We start from the raw sequence: 20,205 nt of genomic DNA, 5'->3' as shown, positions 1-20,205 counted from the left end.
ACTACGAAAATTGATATATAAAATTGATTTAACATCTCTTAATCAAAAAAAGAGTTGAAGTCTGCTGCAATCTATATTTTGATAACTATAACACGTAATGATCATAAATTAATGATCTAAAGATGACGACATCGTGATGCCATAACCAACAAAAAAGAGATCCGCCGGTTTTAAAGCCTTCAAATTAGTATTGATGAAAACTTACAGTCAATCAATAAATATAAAGCAAAAGGTGCTTATATTTGTTCTTAATGGATGTAAGCAATTTATTAGAAAGAGCCTTAAGATTTGAGTTTTTAACCAAAGATGAAGGTATATATTTATATCATCATGCAGCCACAGCTGATTTAAGCTATGTTGCAAATGAGTTACGTAAAATACAAGTACCTCATGGTAAGGTTACTTGGCAAATAGACCGTAATGTAAATACAACAAATGTTTGTATTGCAAACTGTAAATTTTGTAATTTCTTTCGTAGACCTGGTCATGATGAGAGTTACATTACGGATATCGAAACCTATAAGCAAAAGATTGAAGAGACCTTTATGTATGGCGGAGATCAATTATTGTTACAAGGGGGGCACCATCCCGACCTAGGATTAACATTTTATGCTGATCTATTTAAACAATTAAAAGAATTATATCCGACATTAAAGTTACATTCTTTAGGTCCACCAGAAATTGCGCATGTTGCTAAATTAGAAAACATGTCACATATAGAGGTGCTTAAGGCGCTAAAAGAAGCGGGTTTAGACTCACTACCTGGAGCAGGAGCTGAAATCTTAAATGACCGTGTTAGACGTCTTATATCTAAAGGTAAATGTGGTGGTAAAGAATGGTTAGATGTGATGCGTGCTGCTCATCAAATTGATCTACCAACTTCAGCAACGATGATGTTTGGTCATATCGAAACGATTGAAGAGCGTTTTGAACATCTGGTGTGGATCAGGGAGGTACAGGCTGAAAAACCTGAGGGACACTTTGGTTTTGTAGCATTTATTCCTTGGCCATTTCAAGATGATGGCACCTTATTAAAAAGGTTAAGAGGCATTACTAATGATGTCACTGGCGAAGAATATATTCGTATGATCGCTTTAAGTAGAATTATGCTTCCAAATATCAAAAATATTCAAGCCTCGTGGTTGACTGTAGGAAAAAGAACTGCTCAGTTATGCTTACACGCTGGTGCCAACGATTTTGGATCGATCATGATTGAGGAGAATGTTGTTTCGGCTGCAGGTGCTCCACATCGATTTACAGCAAATTCTATTCAGAAGGCAATACAAGAGGCCGGATTTGAACCTCAACTGAGAACACAGCGCTACGAATTCCGTGAACTTCCTGAACATATGGTTGAACAAGTAATCAATTATTAATCCGTGAAAGATATTATTCGTAATATAGAGGCCATTATATATGCCTCAGAAGATGGTGTTGGTCTACAGGATATTAAACATGTTCTACAAGAGGCATTAGCCATTGAAATTTCTAAAGAAGAGCTGCAAACTTTTATTGATAAGATAAGCAGTAAACATCAAAGCGAAGACGAAGTATTGGAATTGAAAATTATTAATAATACTTTTCAGTTTTTGACAAAATCCGCTTATCATGAAACGATCAATCAGTTACAGCTTCATCGTGATAAGAAGAAATTAAGCCAAGCTGCGTTAGAAACACTGGCAATCATAGCTTATAGACAACCTATTACAAAGCTGGAAATAGAGCAAATTAGAGGTGTTAGTTGTGATTATTCCGTTCAACGACTCTTAGAGAAAAAATTAATTCAAATTGCTGGAAAAGCGGATTCAATCGGAAAACCACTCTTGTATAGTACAAGCTCGCAATTCATGAATCATTTTGGCATCAATGGAGTTCGAGATCTGCCGCAATTAAAAGATATTGTGACTGTTGAAAATGAAATCGGAGAGGTGGCTGAATAGTTTCAATACTCATTTTTTTCATCATTAACAAATTATCGAATTTCACTAATAATCAATATTTTACGTCAATTATTTTTTTTCAAAAAAAGTTTAAACTTCGAATTTTGTTATATAATTTTACAATATTAAATAAGCAAAAATAAAGTATAATTTTATGAACACGGCAATGATGAAAAGTGAATCTATGCATGCAGTAGATGAAGAGAAATTTGGTTCATTCAATGGACCTGATGATGATTCTGATGACATCTTAGAAGATGACTTTAATTTAGAAGACATTGATCCTATTGGTGGATTTGACGATTTCGGGGACGAAGACGACTTTTAATCTAAATAAATCACGCTATCTATAGAAAACAACTTAAGTTGTCAATCAGAAGAAAGTAAAAAGGCTTGCAGATAATCTGCAAGCCTTTCTTTTATTCATTCCCAAAATTGAATAAAATCTATTTCTTGTGTAATTGCTCGTAAAGATCAATTACTTTCTTTTGCAATTCGATCACTTCGGTTTCACGTACTTGCAATTTTTTAGTTAATTCTGCCAATTCATTTACAGCTTCTTTATCCTCTTCCATATCTGAAGTTGATAAAAGTTGAACTACTGACAAATTAAATAATTTTGAAATCTGATTTAAACGAGATAAATTTACATCTGTAATTCCCGTTTCAATTTTTGAAAAAGCTGGAATGGAGATATCTAATCTCTTTGCAACATCTTCTTGACTCCACCCTTTTTGGTGTCTCAATAATCTAATTTTTTTTCCTAATGCATTCATTTGGTAGATATTTTTTATTTACAAAACAAATATAAAATAAAAAATTCTTTAATCAAAGTATTAACGCAATTTTATTAATAATTCTTAAAAAAATGATCCGCTAACTCTGTTAAATTAACCCCACTGTAATTGCCCGAGCTCATTAGCAATAAATTATTGCCTTTTGATTTAAAATTCTCAAGGAACTTGTATAGGTCTCCTAAGTTCGTCACAATATCCAAATCCGACCGGTTAAAAGCACTTCGAATATCTTCCAAAAGATGAGTAGTACACTTATTAACTTCCTTTATTGACTCCATATTAACAAACACAACGGGAAGATCAGCTTCATTCATGGTGTCCTTATATTGATTCACAAAGCTTTCATCTAAACTATCGTATGCATTTAATTCAATTATTGCAACCAGCTTCTGACTTGGAAATTGTTCCTTAATCGCATGAATACTTGCCTTCAATTTTTTAGGCGTATGAGCAAAATCCTGATATACCACAGAACCTTCAAAACTAGATACAAATTCCAAATATCGAATGGAGCTTTTAAATGTTTTTATTGTTTCAAAGAAATCTTCCTTTTTTATCCCCAGCCATTCACATACCGTATAAGCGCCAGCGATATTAGAAAGATTATGCTTACCAAAAATTTGCAAAGGAACGTCCCCTTTGGTTGATTTTATAGAAGTTATACCCTTATTAATAGCATATTCAGGAATTTGATATCCGTGTCGGTTGATTTTACATGATTTAGTCTCAGCAATAATCTTCTGCAGGTATTTATCTTCCTTGTTATAGATCAAGGTTCCTTTGGCCTCTATGGTGTTGATAAAGTCTTCAAATTGCTTTAGATAATTATCAAAAGTTATTGTAGTGCTATACTCATTCCAATTAATACCGCTAATCAAGGCAATATTGGGTTTGTAAAACATAAACTTGGACTTACTGCTCAAACTAGAAGCTACATTTTCATCGCCCTCTATTAAGATGATTTTATTTGTTTTTGTTATCTCAATCAAGTTATCAAAACCTTCAAGCTGTGCTCCAACTAAATAATCGAAAGGTCTATTGAGATTTTTCAGAACATGCATGACCATACTCATGATAGTCGTTTTACCATAACTACCAGCAATGACCACGCGTGTTTTATCTTGAGAAAGTTCTTGGATAAATTCAGGAAAAGAATAAATTTTAAGACCTAATTCCTGAGCTTTTATTAATTCAGGATTATTAATAAGTGCGTGAGCTCCTAAAATAACGGCATCAATATCATCCGTAATCTTTTCCTCAAACCACCCCAATTGTTCTGGAAGTAATCCCGCATCAATTAGATGGCTCCGAGAAGGCTCTACAATTTGATCATCAGATCCAGAAATCTGATGGCCCTGCCGCTCTAAAGAGATAGCAAGGTTATGCATGATACTTCCACCTATCGCAATAAAATGTATGCGCATATGATTAATTTACTTTCACGAATTTTGCCGAGCACCAATTGTCTAACACCTGATTAGAAACAAACTCCAATCCAAGTGATTCTGCACGTTGTTTTAAAATTGATAAATCTTCTCCTTCAAAAAAACCACTAATATATAATTCTCCATTTGGTCGCAGAGATTTACTGTATTGTGGAAATTGTTCCATCAATATATTACGATTAATATTAGCTAAAATGGTATCAAAATGACGATCGACGATGGTTTCATAAGATCCTAATTTCGATTCGATATTCGTAATATTATTCAAGAGCTTATTCTCTTCGACGCTATCTACACAGACATCATCAAAATCCACTGCAAGTAATTGTTTTGCACCTTTTTGGGCGGCTAAAATCGCCAATATTCCTGTTCCACACCCCATATCTAACACTTCCTTACCTTGAAAATCATTTTCCAAAATATAACGAAGCATCATGGTTGTAGTCTGGTGATGACCAGTCCCGAAAGACATTTTAGGATCTATTACGATCTCATATGAAATATCAGGTTTAGCTTCATGAAAAGTTGCTCTTACATAACACTGATCATCTATCAAAATTGGACTAAAATTACTTTCCCACAGTTTGTTCCAATTTTGATCTTCAATATCTACCACCTCATACTCAACTTCAAAACCATCTTGTTGAAATAAAACAGTTTCCAAAGCTTGAAGATCAAGGTTTGCAGTTGGAATAAAAGCTGCAAACCCCGATTTCGTATGTTCAAAAGTATCGAAACCTATATCAGCTAGTTCGGCAATAAACAGATCCTGTTGCCACTCTTCCCCTACTTTTCTCGTAAATATTACCTCACTATATTTCATAATAGATTCTTACTTATTAAAAACTTTTACAATATCTAAGAAATCTCGTGACTTCAGAGATGCACCACCGATCAATCCACCATCAATATCAGCTTGTGCAAATAATTCACCTGCATTCTTAGGATTACAACTACCTCCATATAAAATACTCGTTTCATCTGCTACAGATTGATCATATTGCGCTGCTACAGTAGCACGAATAAAAGCATGTACTTCTTGAGCTTGTTCTGGAGAAGCGGTCAATCCAGTACCAATAGCCCATACCGGTTCATAAGCTAATACAACCTTTGAAAACTCTTCTTTTGATAAATGAAATACAGCCTCTTCCAGTTGTGTTTTTATTACGTCAAAAAACTTACCTGATTCTCTTTCTTCTTTTGTTTCACCAATACAGAAAATAGGCAATAGACCATGCTTTAATGCAGCATCCACTTTTTCACTTAATAACGCATTTGTCTCTCCGAAATAAGCTCTACGTTCTGAATGCCCTAAGATGACATATTCAACACCAATAGATTTAATTTGGCTTGCAGAAATTTCGCCTGTGTACGCTCCTGATTCAGCCTGATGAATGTTTTGAGCACCAACAACAACATGTGATGCTGTTTTTGCTAATTGCGCAATACTATGTAAATGAATAAATGGGCTACAAACCACTACTTGCTGATCACCAACGATCTCATCTTTAGCCATATTCACTACCTCAGAGAATAAACTCACCCCATCTTGGTAATCCAAATTCATTTTCCAATTCCCTGCTACAATTTTCTTACGCATAATACTTTAGTTTTTAAATTTTGATTGATTAATTTCTATAATTTTTTCAATTAGCTTCTTGTCTAATTTTCTATTTTTTGATAAAAATACAACTTCTAAATCAGAAATAAACTTTTGAAGTTGATAAGTCTCGTTCCCTTCGTTATATAACCACGTAAATGATGATACAAATTTAGGATAAAAACCGGTTATCGACAACATACACCCCAGACCAACAACAGTACCTGTATTAAACATGGATTGAATACCCGTACGAGTAAAATCTCCCATAAATAAGCCACACTTCATCAATCCGGTATCACGCAATGAATCAGACCTGTAATCATATAGTTTGATTGAAGATAGGTTGTTTTTGAGATTCGAATTTGTTGTTCCAGCACCCAAATTACACCAGTCGCCGACAACTGAGCAACCTAGATATCCATAATGCCCTTTAGCACTGAAATCTCCTATACTCGAGTTCGAGATTTCCCCTCCCACCACAGCATAGTCGCCAATGGAAACATTGCTATAAATGGTAGTTCCCATTTTTACAACGGCATTTTTACCTATATATAAAGGGCCTCTTAAATTAGCTCCTTCCATAATAATGGCACCATCATCTATATAAATCGGACCCGTCTTTGTATTCAAAGTAACGCATTCCATCTCCACTGACTGACCAACAAATAATTGATCCCCAAAAACTATATTTGTATTTGAATAAAATTCTGAGCGTCTGTCATGCGTTAAGATTCCAAATTCACGTATGATTTCAGATCCGATGTTTAAATATAAATCCTCAATAAATTGTAGATGTATACAATCCTGACCAAAAAAGACTTTTTCCATACTGGCATTAAAGGGTTGATCAAAATCAGCTCTAAATGCAAATAAGTTATTATCGGATCGTAAATATTGTCCTTTTGCCAAAGAAATTAATTTTTCAACAAAGGATTCGGTAGGGATAACATTTACAGAAACGAAGAAGAGTTCCTGACCTTCATGTGACCATGAAGCGATTTGTTCATCAAGGGACACCTCACTTGCCTGAGAATCGTATAAGACTACAGCATCTAAGGCATGTGCCCATTTTTCAAACAATGGTAATATGCCCACACGAAGCAAAGCAGTAGATTTGAGACTCGTAAATGGCCATAAAGAATCGGGGTTAAATAGATTCCCCAATCCATTAAAACATTGCAGATAACTTGACTGCGTCGATTGATCAAATAACACAACTATCACCCTATAAAAATAACAAAAAAAAACTCGATAATGAATATTATCGAGTTTTAATATTGTGATACCCTTAGGATAACAAAAATTATTTTTTGTTATAACGGCTACGGAATTTATCAATACGACCAGCCGTATCAACCAATTTCATTTTACCAGTATAGAAAGGGTGTGAAGTATGAGAAATCTCTAATTTCACAACTGGATATTCAATACCATCTTCCCAAGTGATCGTCTCTTTTGTATCAACACATGATTTTGTGATGAAAGAATAGTCATTTGACATATCTTTAAACACAACTAATCTGTAATTTGAAGGATGCAAATCTTTTTTCATTTTTATCTTATGATTACGTATATTCAATAATTGAGGTGCAAAGATAATTTATTAAAACCTTATTTGCAAGAATATTCCGTAACAAATATTCTAAGAAAGTGATTTATTTTTTATCCTTCACGCCTACTGCAAAGATAGGCAATTTTAACATTAAAAAAGACAATATTTATTCCTTATTTAAGGAATATTGTTTAATTTAATGATCAATTATAAAAATCAATTTAATAACACCCTATTATGAGCAAATTAGATGAAAAAATCACTGCATATATTGCAGAAGCAAAAAAATTAAAGTTGCCATTGGAAGATTCTCTTATTGAATCTGTTACAAGAGGACTCGGCCCCTCTATCTATAAAGCAGATGCCGAAACAATCGCATCCTCCGATCCTGATGAAATCAAAAGATTAAAAACTAATTTTCTAATTAAAAAATTAGGTCTTGCAGATGATGCAAAACTTGACGCAGCGGTTGATGAGGTTTTCACTCAAATTGGTAAATCAAATCGTAACAAGTACCGTGTATTGGTATATGCACTACTTGTTAAGAAATTCAAAAAAGAAAGTGTCTATAAATAACTCTAACATTAAAGAGTCATCCAACTCTTACTCAAAAAATAATTCACCAAAGAATTCTGGTAAATGAAAATTAGGAGTTGGATGATTTATTTTATTCCAAGACAAAAAGTGAGGTTTTGGTAAATGGTCTCCACACTTATAAAAATTAGCGAAAATTGGATTTTCTTTCAAAAAAGCATAGGTCACTTGACTATAACTAAATGCACTATAAGGAATGTATTGAATTAAGCTCCACTGTGTTCCCAAATTATTGCGTTCAATGCACGTAAACACTTCGACTTGATCTATCTGTTGCCTGGTCAACCTCGAACGCTCTGCTTTGATACTAGTACCATAACCAATCAAGCCAGCTCCTATAGGATTAAACTCAAAATTATAATAGTGTTTTCTATTATCAAAAGAAATAAAAAACTCAACACAACTATCCTCCCAAATATTATCATTATGCATGTAATAGTGCGCCTTTATAACTTCTTCTTCTATTTTATATTGGATTACTATTGCTTGCTGATCATACGCAATTCTAAATTTTGCTTTAGGTGCATAGGGATAATCATGATTCCAATTAGCAATAGCGATATCGTTCCATGCAATGGCAGATAGTAATTTATTTAAAGACTGGTATCCCTTTAAATCTCCAAAATCAATAGAAGGTACAATGATAGAATTTGTCATATACAATAATACTAAATAATATAAACAAAGAGAGAGCACAGTTTTACCTATACTCTCATCTGGTAATTATTAATCTTGTAAAACCGAGCTAATAGCATTTTTCAGTTCTTCTTCCTGTCTTTCCATTTCCTCAACCAATTTCAATTGCGTCTTTGTTCTTACTAAATTATGATCAGTATATTTTGTTTTAAAGTAGTGATCACCTTCAAGATAATCTGTTAAAAAACGTACACCCTGCATATAAGGTAACAAAAATACTCCTTCTACTAAAGAGTGAACTTCCACGTCCGTTAAAAACTCTTTCGCCTCGTTGAGATAACCTTCTGCATAAGCAGCGTATAAAGGAATATTTAAAACAATCTTAGATAAATCTTTTTCATCCTCTTCAACTGGATTGATGATCGTTCGTATGGCATCTCCAAAATCATAGGCAACATAACCCGGCATTACTGTATCTAAATCAATGACACACTGCGCCTGATCATTTTGATCTAGCAGCACATTATTAAATTTAGTATCATTATGGGTAATGCGCAATGGCAACTCTCCTTTATCACCTAGATTAAGTATTGTTTTCATACGATCTTCTCTTGACAAGATAAAATCTAAGATCTCAGGTACATTTTTAACCCGATTATGAGAATCATTAGCAATTGCACGCTTCAAATTGTCTAAGCGAAATTGAATATTATGAAAATTAGGTAATACTTCAACAATCTTAGATGCATCTAAATCCGCCAATTGTAATTGAAATTGACCAAAAGCTTTTCCACCCTCTGAAGCCTGAATTGTTGTCTCTACAACATCATAGCTCTTGGTGTCATCGATAAGAATAAACATACGCCAATAATTGCCATCTTCATCTATATGATATAAATCATTCGATTTTGTTGGAATTATGGTCAACACCCTTGATTGTTGGATATCTGCTGGCAAATGTGCAATTTTCGTTTTTAAATGATCCGTTACATGCTTAATATTAAGCATAAGACCATCTACATTTTGAAAAATGTAATGATTTATCCTTTGCAATAAAAAGGATTTACCATGTGTATTTTTTGTTGTTACACGATATGTATCGTTGATATGTCCTGAACCAAAAGCATCTACACTAATGATATCCTCACTTAAAGAAAACGCAGCTGCAGCTTTCAGACCATTTATTTGATTCGAATTTGACATTAAAAATTTTACTAACTATAAATAATTAAGTTTTTAACTGGATTGCAATATCTCAAATAGTTGTGAAAAGTGCTAATAAAATATTAACACAAACGATTGTTCTTTTTTTTCATTTTAGACAAACGTTTGCACATTAAGTTTATATTTCCAATTTGATATATTTGTTTAATAGCGAATTAAGTGATATCAAACTAAAATCACATGTTATTAAAAAAGGATATTTAATATCCTGATTATAAAAGAACAAAAATTATGGACAGAAGAAATTTCATAAAATCTACAGCAGTTACAACTGCGGGATTGGGCATCCTTTCTAGTACAGATCTATTTGCAAAAGATGGTAAAGTAAGGTTAGCATTTATAGGTGTAGGACTTAGAGGTCGTAACCATGTTGCCATTGCATTGAACCGTGATGATGTCGAAGTTGTAGCAATTTGTGATACACAAGAAGAGTCTTTATCACAGTGCCGCAAGCAATTTGACAAAAAAGGAATTAAACTTCCAAAGGAATACACTGGTGGTATCGATGCTTACAAGAAAATGTTAAGTAAAGAAAAGTTAGATGCTGTCATCATTGCAACTCCTTGGGAATTTCACAAAGATCAAGCCATTGACTCTATGAAGGCAGGTCTATATGTAGGTTGCGAAGTGATCGCAGGTTTGACTTTACAAGATCACTGGGATGTTGTTAAAGCATCTGAGCAGACAGGTAAGCCGTACATGACTTTAGAGAATGTTGCTTATCGTCGTGATGTAATGGCTGTCCTTAATATGCACCGTCAAGGATTATTTGGTGAATTGCTACATTTAGAAGGAGGTTATCAACATGATTTACGTGAAGTACTTTTTAATGATGGTAAAAGCTACTATGGCAACGGTGTCGAATTTGGTCCAAAGGCTATTTCTGAAGCACAATGGCGTACAAAATACAATGTAGAGCAAGATGGAGATTTGTATCCTACTCACGGTTTAGGTCCAATTCTACCTTTTATCAATATAAACGCAGGAAATCGTTTTACACACCTGACTTCGTATTCAAGTAAAGCGAGAGGCTTAGCTTCTTATGTTGAAAAGAAAGCACCAGGTCATCCAAATGCAAAATTGAATTATAAAAATGGTGACATTACTCAAACCATGATTCAATGCCAAAATGGTGAAACCATTTTATTAACGCATGATACACACTTACCAAGACCCTACTCGATCGGTTTCCGTGTACAAGGGACTGAGGGAATATGGATGGATGTTGCACAAGGTATTCACATCGAAGGTAAATCTAAACCACATACATGGGATCCGGCAAAAGAATGGGTAGAAAAATATGATCACCCGATCTGGAAAAAATATGAAACACTTGCAACAGGATCCGGTCACGGAGGTATGGATTGGTTTGTATTTAACTCCTTCATACAAGCCACTAAGCAAGGCAAACAAACTCCATTTGACGTATATGACTCTGTTACCATGAGTGCAGTATTTCCACTATCAACTGATTCCATCAAACAAGGAAACAAAACAGTTGACTTTCCTGATTTCACTTCTGGAAAATGGAAAGCAAAGAAAAACACTTTTATGCTTGACGATAGCGGATTATAAAAACACACAAAAGGCTTCTGATTTAGAAGCCTTTTGTATTTCAGACGAAGGCTAAAACGATGACAAAAGAGAGCTATCAATCTTTTTTACAGATTAATTTCTAAAAATTCACTACATTTAGCCTAAGTATAAAAAAAACATGCTCACAGAAGTCCTTATTATATTAGCTCTAATTATTCTTAATGGAGTATTATCTGCATCTGAAATTGCAATCGTCTCCAGTAGAAAAGCCAGATTACAAGCTGCATCTGACAAAGATAACCCCGCAGCAAAAATAGCTTTAGCATTAAAGGAATCACCAAATAACTTTTTATCCACCGTTCAAATCGGTATAACATTAATCGGGATCTTAACAGGTTTTTTTAGTGGTGGAAGCATTGCGACCTATCTGAAACAATTATTTGTACAGATATCTTTTTTAGCTCCTTATAGCGAGCAATTATCGGTCATAATCGTTGTTTTTGTCATTACATTCTTCTCCCTAGTATTAGGAGAACTCGTGCCAAAAAGAATTGGAATGGCGATTCCAGAAAAGTATGCTATGGTGATCGCCTATCCCATGAATCTATTAAGTAAAATAGTTCGTCCATTTGTATGGTTGCTAAGTATTTCAACAGATTGTATTGTCAAATTATTTAATATCAAAAGCACGCACAATTCAGTAACCGAAGAAGAAATAAAAGCATTAGTAGATGAAGGGGTTGATAGTGGTGCTATTGAAGGAATAGAGCATGACATCGTAGATCGCCTATTAAGCCTTGGAGATAAGAAAGCGATAAACCTAATGACACACAGAAGTAATATAGCATTCTTAGATTTAGAAGATAGCTTCGAGGAGCATCGACATATCATCATGAATACAGAGCATACCATGTATCCTATTTGTGAAGGCAATCTAGATAATATTAAAGGGGTTGTCCATGTTAAAAAATTATTATCGCAATACCTAAAAGAAAAACCAATTGATTTACAACAATTGATTGAACCTATAAAATTTGTCAACGAACATAGCTCTGCCTATAGTATATTGGCAATTCTCAGGGCTTCACATATCCATCAAGCCATTGTAATTGATGAATACGGTTCTACACAAGGGGTAATTACGCTTCGAGACATTCTTTCGGATTTAGTCGGTAATTTACCAGAAGATCAATCAACAGGCAAACCCCGAATTCGAAAACGTGAAGATGGATCTTACATTGCAGATGGACAATATCAATTAGATCGATTCATGGAAGAATTTGAAATTGGTCTTTCTGAAGAAGATGAAGATGAAATCAATAATATCACAACACTTGGAGGGCTCGTATTTTTATTGCTTGACCATGTGCCCCTAGAGGGAGAACAAGTTCACTATAAAAATATTGAATTTGAAGTTCTTGATATGGATGGTAATCGAATTGACAAGATTTTGTTCAGAAAAAAGGATGATGATTAAATCATCATCCTTTTTCTATTTGTGCGAATCAATAAGCTTATGGAGGTCAGCCTTTGTGATCATTCCACTCTGCCTCCATACTTGTGTACCATTTTTAAACAGAACAAATGTAGGTACACCACTTACCTTGTAAATTGCCGCTATCTTAGGATTTTTGTCCACATCAATTTTAATAATTGACAAACTTTCATCATAAAATTCTTTTACATCTTGTAATATGGGCGCCATAGTTTGACATGGTCCACACCAAGTTGCAAAAAAATCCACTAATACAACGTCATTTGATTTTATAATCTCATCGAATGTAGCCATTATTTTTCCTCCTTTATTTTTTTCAATGCTTGATAACCACCTTTTATATTAATTACATTTTCAATACCTTTTGCTTTTAAAATAGATATAGCGATCATACTGCGATATCCAGAAAGACATTGAACGTAATAATTGTTATACTCTGGTAAATTAATGTTAAAGTTACCTAAATCTTTAAGTGGAAAATTCATCGCATTGTCAATATGCCCTTCTGCAAACTCTTTTTCCGACCTAACATCAATTATTTGACCTTTTGTTGATAAATCTAAATAAGTTGCTGCATCAACCTCATCAACAGTATTTAACAAATACTGTTTCTTATAACTATTTACTCCATCATGAAGATAACCCAGTACTTGTGTATAGCCAAGTTCTGTAAGCATTTCAAATACAAGTGTAATAGATGAATGGTCTGCCACGTATATTATAGGCTGATGCTTGTCCATGAATATTTTTTGCACCCAAATTTTAAATGGACCTTTCCATCCGATATGAATAGATTTGGGGATATAACCCGCTTTGAATTCTTCAGAAGATCTAGCATCCAATATAACCGCTCCAGTAGCTTCTAAAGCCATAAATTGAGTCAGATTTAAGGGTAAAGGACTTATACTATCTTGATGGATACTGGATAAAAGCGATTTATTCATTGTCGCAAACGACTTTCCAAAACTTAGAAAGGTAACGAACGTAAAAAGTATAAGTGAAATTGCTATGTTTCTATATGTATGTTTCATGATGATTAATTACGCATGATTGCGTTGCTGATTAAGCTATCTGATGTTCAGCAGCACGCTCATGATTATTTTGTATACTAATTTTAAAAAGGAAGAGTCAATCGTTCCAATTCTTCAATGTTTCCGTTAAAGATATTTAAATCTACATTTCCTTTAATCCCCCTTACCGTTCCTTTTTCCGAAAATTGCCAAAAATTCCAATGATCTTTTAAATCTTCAACCCAAAAATTATAATTAGCGATCCACAATACATAATCGCTAAATTCCCGTTGTAAAAAATCTGTGAAATATTTATCTCCTGAATATAAAATCGGTTTGACCTTATAATGTGATTCAACTTCATCCAACCAACGCTTTAATCCTACTTTCAAACTATCCATAGGTTGATGCTTAGGCATCTCCTCAATATCCAAGACTGGAGGCAGATCTCCAGGCACAAGTTTAACAGCTTTAATAAAATTTTTAGCTTGCTTGACAGAGTTTTCATTAGGTCGGAAATAATGATAAGCACCTCTTAGATTTGCTCTTTTAGCAACAGCATTCCAATTCTCTTTAAATCTTTCGTCTACATTACGTTCCCCCATAGTTGCCCTTATAAATACAAAATCGATTGGAAATTGATCATTTATTGTATTTACTTCATTCCAATTAATATCACCTTGATATTGTGAAATATCAATACCAAAAATTTTATCTGAATGGCTCGACATGATCTCTACATTTCGAATATCATACTTAGCCTCTTTACTAACTACTGCACGACCGGCTCCCCATGTGCCGATATAGTATTTAATACCTGCACGATAATGCCATGCGATTGCTAAAAGCAAAAGTAAAAGAAGCGTTCCGCCTAATATAATATAATTCCATTTTTTATTTTTAACGTTAGCGGCATGATAAGGCTTACTAAGCTGCACTTTTTTTTTCTTCATTTGGAAATGAAATTAATCTATCTTTTACAAAGTATCAAAATTAAAATAAACATTTTGTATTTTTGTCTATGATTGTTTACAACCCAAAAGATTGGCTAACCTCAACTATAAAACTTCATAAAACAGATACTTTTCGAAAATTATTTCCCTATCTGATTTTAGCAGCATTGTACTCTTGGGGGATTGCATATCTCGAACTTGAATATCTTAAACTAGCTGAAAAAAGTTGGATTAAAAATATTACAATCGTACATAGCTTACTTGGATTTGTACTTTCTTTGTTACTTGTTTTTCGAACAAACACAGCTTATGATCGCTGGTGGGAAGCAAGAAAGCAATGGGGAACTTTAACAAATATCAGTAGAAGTTTAGCATACAAGATGAATGCTTTTTTAGAGACCGATGATAAAGTAAACCGAAGTTTTTACAGAAAAGCAATTCCATTATATGCCGAAACACTCTATACCTTTCTTCATTCAGATTATACCAAGTTTATGTTAGATGAGGTTCTGCATCCTGAGCTTAAAAATTTAGATGATCAAAAACACGGACCTAACCAAGTGGCATCTTTAATTTTTAAAAATACTAATTCATTATATAAAGACGGAAAAATAACTGGAGATCAGTTTATCATTATCAACGATGAACTACAATCTTTCACAAATGTATGTGGAGCTTGCGAACGTATTAAAAATACCCCAATCCCACTATCATATAATGCATTTATAAAAAAGTTCATCATAATATATACCGCAACTTTACCGATGGGATATGTTTTTTCGATCGGTTATTTTGTGATCGCAGCAGTCCCTTTTATCTTTTATGTACTGACGTCATTGGAATTAATTGGAGAGTCAATTGAGGAACCATTTGGAACTGATACTGATGATCTACCGATTGATAAAATAGCAAGTAATATCAAAAAACATTGTTTTGAAATCTTACATCCATAGCGTTTAAAGGCATTTTAATGCTTTTTTAAACCTAAAAAAAAGCATTAAAAATTAATCTACCTCATTTTCAATCAACTAAAAAATAAGTTTTGGTGACTAAATGAATTTTTCTACTTTTGTGGCGGAGAGCTGGCAGAGTGGTCGAATGCGGCAGTCTTGAAAACTGTTGACTGTCATAGGTCCGGGGGTTCGAATCCCTCGCTCTCCGCCAATAAAAAATAAAGCCCAAAGCAATTTGGGCTTTTGTTGTTTATAGACTTTATATCCGATAAAATAGTAATGTTAGCTTAAATAAAAATACCCCCAAAAAGTAAGATACTTTTTGGGGGTATTTTAAAAATCCTATATTTTATATGATGAGTAGTATTTATATCATACAGATTATTTATCGATATTAACTTTTTCAGACTTATCCTCTTCTTTTGGAAATCCAGAACGCATTATTTCATCCCATAGTGAAGAACTAACTCCAAATCCATGTTCAGGATCTGAATAGTGATGTAACATATGGTGCTGTTTTATTCGCTTAAATATTCCACTTTTAAAATTAGCGTGGTGCATAGCATAATGACATTCATCATATATTAAATACCCAATCATAAATCCTGAAAAAAATGCAGCTAATACAATATCAGAACTAAATAAGAACGTGAATAAATAATAAACCAAAGCCGCTAAAGGAATACTAGCAGATAAAGGCATTACCAATCTTAATCTATCTTTTGGATAGTCATGGTGCACTCCATGAAATATAAATGCGATTCTCTTACCCCATTTGGTGGTTGGATGATAATGAAAAATCCAACGATGCAAAGCATATTCAAATAAAGTCCAAAAAGCAAGTCCAAAGACAAAATATTGTATATAACTAAAAATACCAAGCTCACCAGGACCTAGGGCCTTCCATGAAAAATAACCTATTACAGGTAAATAAAATATTATAGGAACACTCCAATGAACCTTAGTCAGTGATTCTAATAAATCACTTTTGAACATCCTTGAAGATTCAGTGGAATTTGAAACAAAATTACGCTTTGCCATACCATCTAATTATTAATAAAATTGCTAAAGATTAACTTTTGCAAAAATAATAATTTTAAAAAATATTTAACCCTTTATTCATCAAGTTAAAGTCAAATTACTGACTTTTATAATTCAAAAGTTAAATAACTGATTTATAAAGATTAATCAAAATATAATGAAATAAAACAGGAAATTATCTAACCAATTCTTTCAACTCTCCTTCACTAAAAGAATTTGCTCCTTTTATATATTGATATATTATTTCTTTAACATCGCGATTTTGCATACTATAAAGATGATTAATCATAAATTTCTTATCTTCCAGTATATCTGCACTATAATTTAAAATAGAAGGGGCATGTGTCTGGACACTCCATCTTATAAAACGGAGTTCAACATTATTAGGTTCTTGTACGATTAAACTCTCCAATAAATTTTTTCCTTTATTGAATTGACCAAGTTTTTTAAATGGATTACCCATATGCTTCGCATAGACCATTTCGTATACAGCTAAATAACCTTTTTCTGTTGTAGCTTTAGCTTTAGATCGTAATAAATTCAAATTATTTTCGCAGATATCTTCACTCTTTACTGCCGAAGAGTATTCTTTCCGAATTTTAAGGAGGTTCAATTCTTGCGCGGAAATATGTGATGAGATCATCAAAAACAATAATAGAATCCTAATCGCCATAAATAAAAAGTTTAAATAAATAAAATGAGTGCATTTATATTCTTGGTTTATTAAAACTAATAAAAAGCCTCTAATTTTCAAAAATAACATAAACAGATATTCAATTATCATACCACGCCCAATAAATTTGAGATCTAATTAAGAAACAAAAAACGATCAAAGCAGATGTATCGAGAACTACGAATTAAAAAAATGACTTCTTGCGCTGCGTACAATAGACTTCACGCTTTCTATAAGAAAAGCAAGCTATCTGATCACTTGACTTTAAGGTTGTTTTTTTGTTTCACTATCTATGCTTACTGAGCAATGCCTATAGGTCTCAATTAGTTCGTATGCAGTCGATTAATACAAGCAATAGAAATAAAAAAAGCCGAGGTAGTTTTTAAAAAAATACTAAACAAATTTTTATTATTAATTGTTTTTGACTATATTTAAGTAACCGATTATAATTAATTAACAACTGAACTATGCAAGCGTCTTTAGAATATGAAATTTGGGATAGTATTGTCAATAGTGCCAAAACAAAGTTTGATTATAACCACATCCTATCCCTATTCAAACAAACTGATAGTGAAATTATTGACAAATTTTTATTTCATATATTGGTAGCATTTGCCTGTGGTGAAGAACATGAAACTATATCAACGAATCTCTTCAATGAATTACAGCAAATTGGATTTGACTGTACCGAACATCAAATTGACGAGTTTATTGCGGATAAACATGAAAAATTAAGCCTTGAAATTTATGCAACTTATATTGCGTTTTCCCTTTTAGAAGATGAAGAGGATACTACAACAATTACGGCAACAATACAAGAATTACTGAGACAACCCGAATAAATCGTATCTATTTTTTAGACCAATATTACCTTTCATATAGGGGACATCTATCGTGTTAATAGGATTACACTATCCTATGGAATTTTTTGTGCATAAAATTTAACAGATTTACTACCTTCGCAAATAAAAAATGATGATTGAGAGGGATAGATCGATTGATATTATACGTGGTTTAGGATTAATCTGCATTATATTGGCACATGTCAACCCTCCATTCTTTATTTTTCAAGTTCGAAATTTTGATGTACCACTAATGGTGTTTATCTCAGGTTTTTTATTTGGCGATAAAAATCAAGAATTTAAATCCATTGCAGACATTACCTCTTATCTATGGAAACGATTTGTTCGTCTTGTAGTACCTGTTTGGGCTTTTCTAACCCTATTTTATAGTATTCAATACTGCTTTCCCTATTTATTCAAGGTCGACTACACACAATATCCGCACATCATCCTATCAAGTTATATGTTAATGGATGGATTCGGATATGTTTGGATAATCCGTATTTTTTTGATGATCGCTATTTTAGGACCATTATGTAGCAATTTCATAAAAAATAAATGGCAGCTATTATTATATTATGTTATCTATGAAATAGTAATCCACTATTCAAAAAATCTCTTTGAGCCTACTGTACAGAGATATATAGATCAATTTGGCTCTTATAGCTTGGGGTTTCTTCTTTTTTTTATGCTCGGAGCACAATACAAAGATTATACTTCAAAGACCAAAATTACCTTATTTATGACCTGCATGGTCATAACTATACTAGGAATGGCATATACTATATTTTACTTAGATAAACCATTTGATATTGGAGCACTTAAATATCCACCACGTTCATTTTATATTTATTATGCTATAATTATTTTTTCGATTATATTTTGGATAAAACCCCGTCTCAGAAATATAAACGTTACCATTTTAAATTTTATCGGATCATCTACTATTTGGATTTATCTATGGCATATCTTGTTTATATTTTTAATCAATTTTAAACATTGGTATTTAAATTGGATTATTATTATCATTTTTTCCATGGTATTAACATATTTGCAGCAGAGGATTGTAAGTAAGGCCATCACTTATTTCCAGCTATCAGATACAATCTCGAAACAGCTTCGGATAATTTTTTGTTCATAATTTCATTTATGAATAACAAACATTATAGAAGGGTAATTTAAGGTCAAAAATGTACCTTAGCACTATGAATAGTTATGCCGTTATTTTCGATATGGATGGAGTTATATGTCACACCAATCCTTATCATGCTAAAGCTTTTGATGCTTTTTTCAAAAAATATAATATTGAAAGCAGTGAAAAAGAATTTGAGGAACATATGTATGGTAAACATAATAGTTATATCATGCAACATTTTTTCAAGAGACCTATATCTGCTACTGAATTAAAACAACTAGAATTTGAGAAAGAAGAACTTTTTAGAACCATTTACAAAGATGAAATCACTCCAATACCGGGTTATATAGAATTCTTAACAGAGCTGAAAAACTATAATTTTAAAACAGGTGTTGCCACCTCTGCACCAAAAGAAAATATGGATTTAATATTAGATGGCTTGGGTCTTCGTTCTAAAATGAGCTCTATATTATGTAGCGAGGATGTTACCGCCCATAAACCAGATCCAGAAGTATATTTAAAATCGGCTTATAACTTAGCAGTAGATCCAAAAAATTGTGTCGTATTTGAAGACTCCTTTTCAGGAATTACAGCTGGGCTTAATGCGGGGATGACCGTTGTAGCTGTGCTATCTTCGCATAGTAAAGAGCAGTTACCCATATGCCATGAATATATCAATGATTATACAGAAATATCTGCAAATAAAATATTAACATTATTAGAAAAGGCTTAACAGAGCTTAGTTTGATTATTTTACACCATAAAAAAAGTAGCAA

At 33.0% G+C, this 20,205-nt stretch carries 23 protein-coding genes and 1 tRNA gene; 11 read left to right on the top strand and 13 right to left on the bottom strand.

The genetic code is table 11. The features are described from left to right. The first annotated feature begins 251 nt into the window (after positions 1-251). The 3 genes from B3P23_RS00200 (at position 252) to B3P23_RS00190 (ending at position 2,268) form a co-directional block, all read left to right on the top strand. Entirely contained in the window at positions 252-1,376 is a 1,125-nt protein-coding gene (locus B3P23_RS00200) for a CofH family radical SAM protein (protein ID WP_045753223.1), read from the top strand. A 3-nt stretch (positions 1,377-1,379) separates the two neighbouring features. Continuing rightward, positions 1,380-1,940, top strand: coding sequence for an SMC-Scp complex subunit ScpB (scpB, locus tag B3P23_RS00195; protein WP_045753224.1), 561 nt, complete (start codon positions 1,380-1,382; stop codon positions 1,938-1,940). A 154-nt stretch (positions 1,941-2,094) separates the two neighbouring features. Further along, entirely contained in the window at positions 2,095-2,268 is a 174-nt protein-coding gene (locus tag B3P23_RS00190) for a hypothetical protein (RefSeq protein ID WP_153197523.1), read from the top strand. Positions 2,269-2,386: 118 nt separating this feature from the next. Here B3P23_RS00190 and B3P23_RS00185 read toward each other — a convergent pair whose 3' ends face one another. The 6 genes from B3P23_RS00185 to B3P23_RS00160 form a co-directional block, all read right to left on the bottom strand. Then, positions 2,387-2,716: a helix-turn-helix domain-containing protein gene (locus tag B3P23_RS00185; RefSeq protein WP_045753225.1), complete on the bottom strand. Its 330-nt coding sequence runs from the start codon at positions 2,714-2,716 to the stop codon at positions 2,387-2,389. Between the two features lie 74 nt (positions 2,717-2,790). Further along, positions 2,791-4,161 (bottom strand): Mur ligase family protein, encoded by a 1,371-nt coding sequence (locus B3P23_RS00180; protein ID WP_094772836.1) that lies wholly within the window; start codon positions 4,159-4,161, stop codon positions 2,791-2,793. 4 nt (positions 4,162-4,165) lie between these two features. Continuing rightward, a complete protein-coding gene (gene prmA / locus B3P23_RS00175) occupies positions 4,166-5,005 on the bottom strand; it encodes a 50S ribosomal protein L11 methyltransferase (RefSeq protein ID WP_293923496.1) in 840 nt (279 codons plus the stop codon). A gap of 9 nt (positions 5,006-5,014) precedes the next feature. Beyond that, positions 5,015-5,782 (bottom strand): triose-phosphate isomerase, encoded by a 768-nt coding sequence (tpiA, locus tag B3P23_RS00170; RefSeq protein ID WP_045753228.1) that lies wholly within the window; start codon positions 5,780-5,782, stop codon positions 5,015-5,017. Positions 5,783-5,788: 6 nt separating this feature from the next. After that, on the bottom strand, positions 5,789-7,000 hold the full coding sequence (locus B3P23_RS00165; RefSeq protein WP_293923492.1) for a putative sugar nucleotidyl transferase: 1,212 nt from the start codon (positions 6,998-7,000) through the stop codon (positions 5,789-5,791). Positions 7,001-7,088: 88 nt separating this feature from the next. Continuing rightward, on the bottom strand, positions 7,089-7,337 hold the full coding sequence (locus tag B3P23_RS00160; RefSeq protein ID WP_084405389.1) for a type B 50S ribosomal protein L31: 249 nt from the start codon (positions 7,335-7,337) through the stop codon (positions 7,089-7,091). 237 nt (positions 7,338-7,574) lie between these two features. On the opposite strand from B3P23_RS00160, the gene B3P23_RS00155 reads away from it, so the two are divergent. Further along, positions 7,575-7,913 carry a DUF2853 family protein gene (locus B3P23_RS00155; protein ID WP_094772840.1) on the top strand — a complete coding sequence of 113 codons (339 nt, stop codon included), beginning with the start codon at positions 7,575-7,577 and terminating at the stop codon, positions 7,911-7,913. A gap of 27 nt (positions 7,914-7,940) precedes the next feature. Here the strand turns inward: B3P23_RS00155 and B3P23_RS00150 are convergent, their stop codons facing one another. Beyond that, on the bottom strand, positions 7,941-8,588 hold the full coding sequence (locus tag B3P23_RS00150; RefSeq protein WP_045755122.1) for a carbohydrate-binding family 9-like protein: 648 nt from the start codon (positions 8,586-8,588) through the stop codon (positions 7,941-7,943). Between the two features lie 69 nt (positions 8,589-8,657). Beyond that, positions 8,658-9,770 carry a phosphotransferase enzyme family protein gene (locus B3P23_RS00145; protein ID WP_045755123.1) on the bottom strand — a complete coding sequence of 371 codons (1,113 nt, stop codon included), beginning with the start codon at positions 9,768-9,770 and terminating at the stop codon, positions 8,658-8,660. Positions 9,771-10,022: 252 nt separating this feature from the next. Here B3P23_RS00145 and B3P23_RS00140 point away from each other — a divergent pair, with 252 nt between their 5' ends. Next, positions 10,023-11,366, top strand: coding sequence for a Gfo/Idh/MocA family protein (locus B3P23_RS00140; RefSeq protein WP_045755124.1), 1,344 nt, complete (start codon positions 10,023-10,025; stop codon positions 11,364-11,366). 139 nt (positions 11,367-11,505) lie between these two features. Then, complete coding sequence (locus tag B3P23_RS00135) at positions 11,506-12,804, top strand: hemolysin family protein (RefSeq protein ID WP_045755125.1); 1,299 nt, start codon at positions 11,506-11,508, stop codon at positions 12,802-12,804. Positions 12,805-12,819: 15 nt separating this feature from the next. Here the strand turns inward: B3P23_RS00135 and trxA are convergent, their stop codons facing one another. From trxA to B3P23_RS00120, 3 genes are all read right to left on the bottom strand, one after another. After that, positions 12,820-13,116 (bottom strand): thioredoxin, encoded by a 297-nt coding sequence (trxA, locus tag B3P23_RS00130; protein ID WP_045755126.1) that lies wholly within the window; start codon positions 13,114-13,116, stop codon positions 12,820-12,822. Beyond that, entirely contained in the window at positions 13,116-13,694 is a 579-nt protein-coding gene (locus B3P23_RS00125; RefSeq protein WP_293923484.1) for a rhodanese-like domain-containing protein, read from the bottom strand. The genes trxA and B3P23_RS00125 overlap by 1 nt, the downstream gene beginning before the upstream one ends. 242 nt (positions 13,695-13,936) lie before the next feature. Continuing rightward, on the bottom strand, positions 13,937-14,785 hold the full coding sequence (locus B3P23_RS00120) for a glycoside hydrolase family 25 protein (protein ID WP_293923482.1): 849 nt from the start codon (positions 14,783-14,785) through the stop codon (positions 13,937-13,939). 68 nt (positions 14,786-14,853) lie between these two features. Between B3P23_RS00120 and B3P23_RS00115 the strand changes: the two genes are divergently transcribed. Both B3P23_RS00115 and B3P23_RS00110 read left to right on the top strand, forming a co-directional pair. Continuing rightward, positions 14,854-15,738 carry a bestrophin family protein gene (locus tag B3P23_RS00115; protein WP_045755128.1) on the top strand — a complete coding sequence of 295 codons (885 nt, stop codon included), beginning with the start codon at positions 14,854-14,856 and terminating at the stop codon, positions 15,736-15,738. Positions 15,739-15,861: 123 nt separating this feature from the next. Then, a tRNA-Ser gene (locus B3P23_RS00110) sits at positions 15,862-15,949 on the top strand. A gap of 170 nt (positions 15,950-16,119) precedes the next feature. Here B3P23_RS00110 and B3P23_RS00105 read toward each other — a convergent pair. After that, the gene (locus B3P23_RS00105; RefSeq protein WP_293923479.1) at positions 16,120-16,779 is read right to left on the bottom strand and encodes a sterol desaturase family protein; all 660 of its coding nucleotides are present in this window, start codon (positions 16,777-16,779) and stop codon (positions 16,120-16,122) included. Between the two features lie 175 nt (positions 16,780-16,954). Further along, on the bottom strand, positions 16,955-17,452 hold the full coding sequence (locus B3P23_RS00100; RefSeq protein ID WP_045755217.1) for a hypothetical protein: 498 nt from the start codon (positions 17,450-17,452) through the stop codon (positions 16,955-16,957). Between the two features lie 467 nt (positions 17,453-17,919). Here B3P23_RS00100 and B3P23_RS00095 point away from each other — a divergent pair, with 467 nt between their 5' ends. From B3P23_RS00095 to B3P23_RS00090, 3 genes are all read left to right on the top strand, one after another. After that, a complete protein-coding gene (locus tag B3P23_RS00095; protein ID WP_045752423.1) occupies positions 17,920-18,294 on the top strand; it encodes a hypothetical protein in 375 nt (124 codons plus the stop codon). 130 nt (positions 18,295-18,424) lie between these two features. After that, positions 18,425-19,435, top strand: a complete 1,011-nt coding sequence (locus B3P23_RS21440; RefSeq protein WP_414713097.1) for an acyltransferase family protein — start codon at positions 18,425-18,427, stop codon at positions 19,433-19,435. 64 nt (positions 19,436-19,499) lie between these two features. Next, a complete protein-coding gene (locus B3P23_RS00090; RefSeq protein WP_293923474.1) occupies positions 19,500-20,162 on the top strand; it encodes an HAD family hydrolase in 663 nt (220 codons plus the stop codon). Positions 20,163-20,205 lie beyond the last annotated feature (43 nt).

This window comes from Sphingobacterium sp. UBA6320, assembly GCF_002440335.1.
Classification (GTDB): domain Bacteria; phylum Bacteroidota; class Bacteroidia; order Sphingobacteriales; family Sphingobacteriaceae; genus Sphingobacterium.
Note: the sequence above shows the minus strand (reverse complement) of the source record. Positions and strands in the feature narration are given on the sequence as shown.

Bases quoted from the DNA above. Each gene is read 5' to 3' on its own strand.
- B3P23_RS21440 (WP_414713097.1), top strand. From the start codon at position 18,425: ATGATGATTGAGAGGGATAGATCGATTGATATTATACGTGGTTTAGGA.
- B3P23_RS00190 (WP_153197523.1), top strand. From the start codon at position 2,095: ATGAACACGGCAATGATGAAAAGTGAATCTATGCATGCAGTAGATGAA.
- B3P23_RS00090 (WP_293923474.1), top strand. From the start codon at position 19,500: ATGAATAGTTATGCCGTTATTTTCGATATGGATGGAGTTATATGTCAC.
- tpiA (WP_045753228.1), bottom strand. From the start codon at position 5,782: ATGCGTAAGAAAATTGTAGCAGGGAATTGGAAAATGAATTTGGATTAC.
- B3P23_RS00180 (WP_094772836.1), bottom strand. From the start codon at position 4,161: ATGCGCATACATTTTATTGCGATAGGTGGAAGTATCATGCATAACCTT.
- trxA (WP_045755126.1), bottom strand. From the start codon at position 13,116: ATGGCTACATTCGATGAGATTATAAAATCAAATGACGTTGTATTAGTG.
- B3P23_RS00185 (WP_045753225.1), bottom strand. From the start codon at position 2,716: ATGAATGCATTAGGAAAAAAAATTAGATTATTGAGACACCAAAAAGGG.
- B3P23_RS00150 (WP_045755122.1), bottom strand. From the start codon at position 8,588: ATGACAAATTCTATCATTGTACCTTCTATTGATTTTGGAGATTTAAAG.
- B3P23_RS00115 (WP_045755128.1), top strand. From the start codon at position 14,854: ATGATTGTTTACAACCCAAAAGATTGGCTAACCTCAACTATAAAACTT.
- B3P23_RS00200 (WP_045753223.1), top strand. From the start codon at position 252: ATGGATGTAAGCAATTTATTAGAAAGAGCCTTAAGATTTGAGTTTTTA.
- B3P23_RS00140 (WP_045755124.1), top strand. From the start codon at position 10,023: ATGGACAGAAGAAATTTCATAAAATCTACAGCAGTTACAACTGCGGGA.
- B3P23_RS00095 (WP_045752423.1), top strand. From the start codon at position 17,920: ATGCAAGCGTCTTTAGAATATGAAATTTGGGATAGTATTGTCAATAGT.
- B3P23_RS00155 (WP_094772840.1), top strand. From the start codon at position 7,575: ATGAGCAAATTAGATGAAAAAATCACTGCATATATTGCAGAAGCAAAA.
- B3P23_RS00105 (WP_293923479.1), bottom strand. From the start codon at position 16,779: ATGGCAAAGCGTAATTTTGTTTCAAATTCCACTGAATCTTCAAGGATG.
- B3P23_RS00100 (WP_045755217.1), bottom strand. From the start codon at position 17,452: ATGGCGATTAGGATTCTATTATTGTTTTTGATGATCTCATCACATATT.
- B3P23_RS00120 (WP_293923482.1), bottom strand. From the start codon at position 14,785: ATGAAGAAAAAAAAAGTGCAGCTTAGTAAGCCTTATCATGCCGCTAAC.
- B3P23_RS00145 (WP_045755123.1), bottom strand. From the start codon at position 9,770: ATGTCAAATTCGAATCAAATAAATGGTCTGAAAGCTGCAGCTGCGTTT.
- B3P23_RS00125 (WP_293923484.1), bottom strand. From the start codon at position 13,694: ATGGCTTTAGAAGCTACTGGAGCGGTTATATTGGATGCTAGATCTTCT.
- B3P23_RS00160 (WP_084405389.1), bottom strand. From the start codon at position 7,337: ATGAAAAAAGATTTGCATCCTTCAAATTACAGATTAGTTGTGTTTAAA.
- prmA (WP_293923496.1), bottom strand. From the start codon at position 5,005: ATGAAATATAGTGAGGTAATATTTACGAGAAAAGTAGGGGAAGAGTGG.
- B3P23_RS00135 (WP_045755125.1), top strand. From the start codon at position 11,506: ATGCTCACAGAAGTCCTTATTATATTAGCTCTAATTATTCTTAATGGA.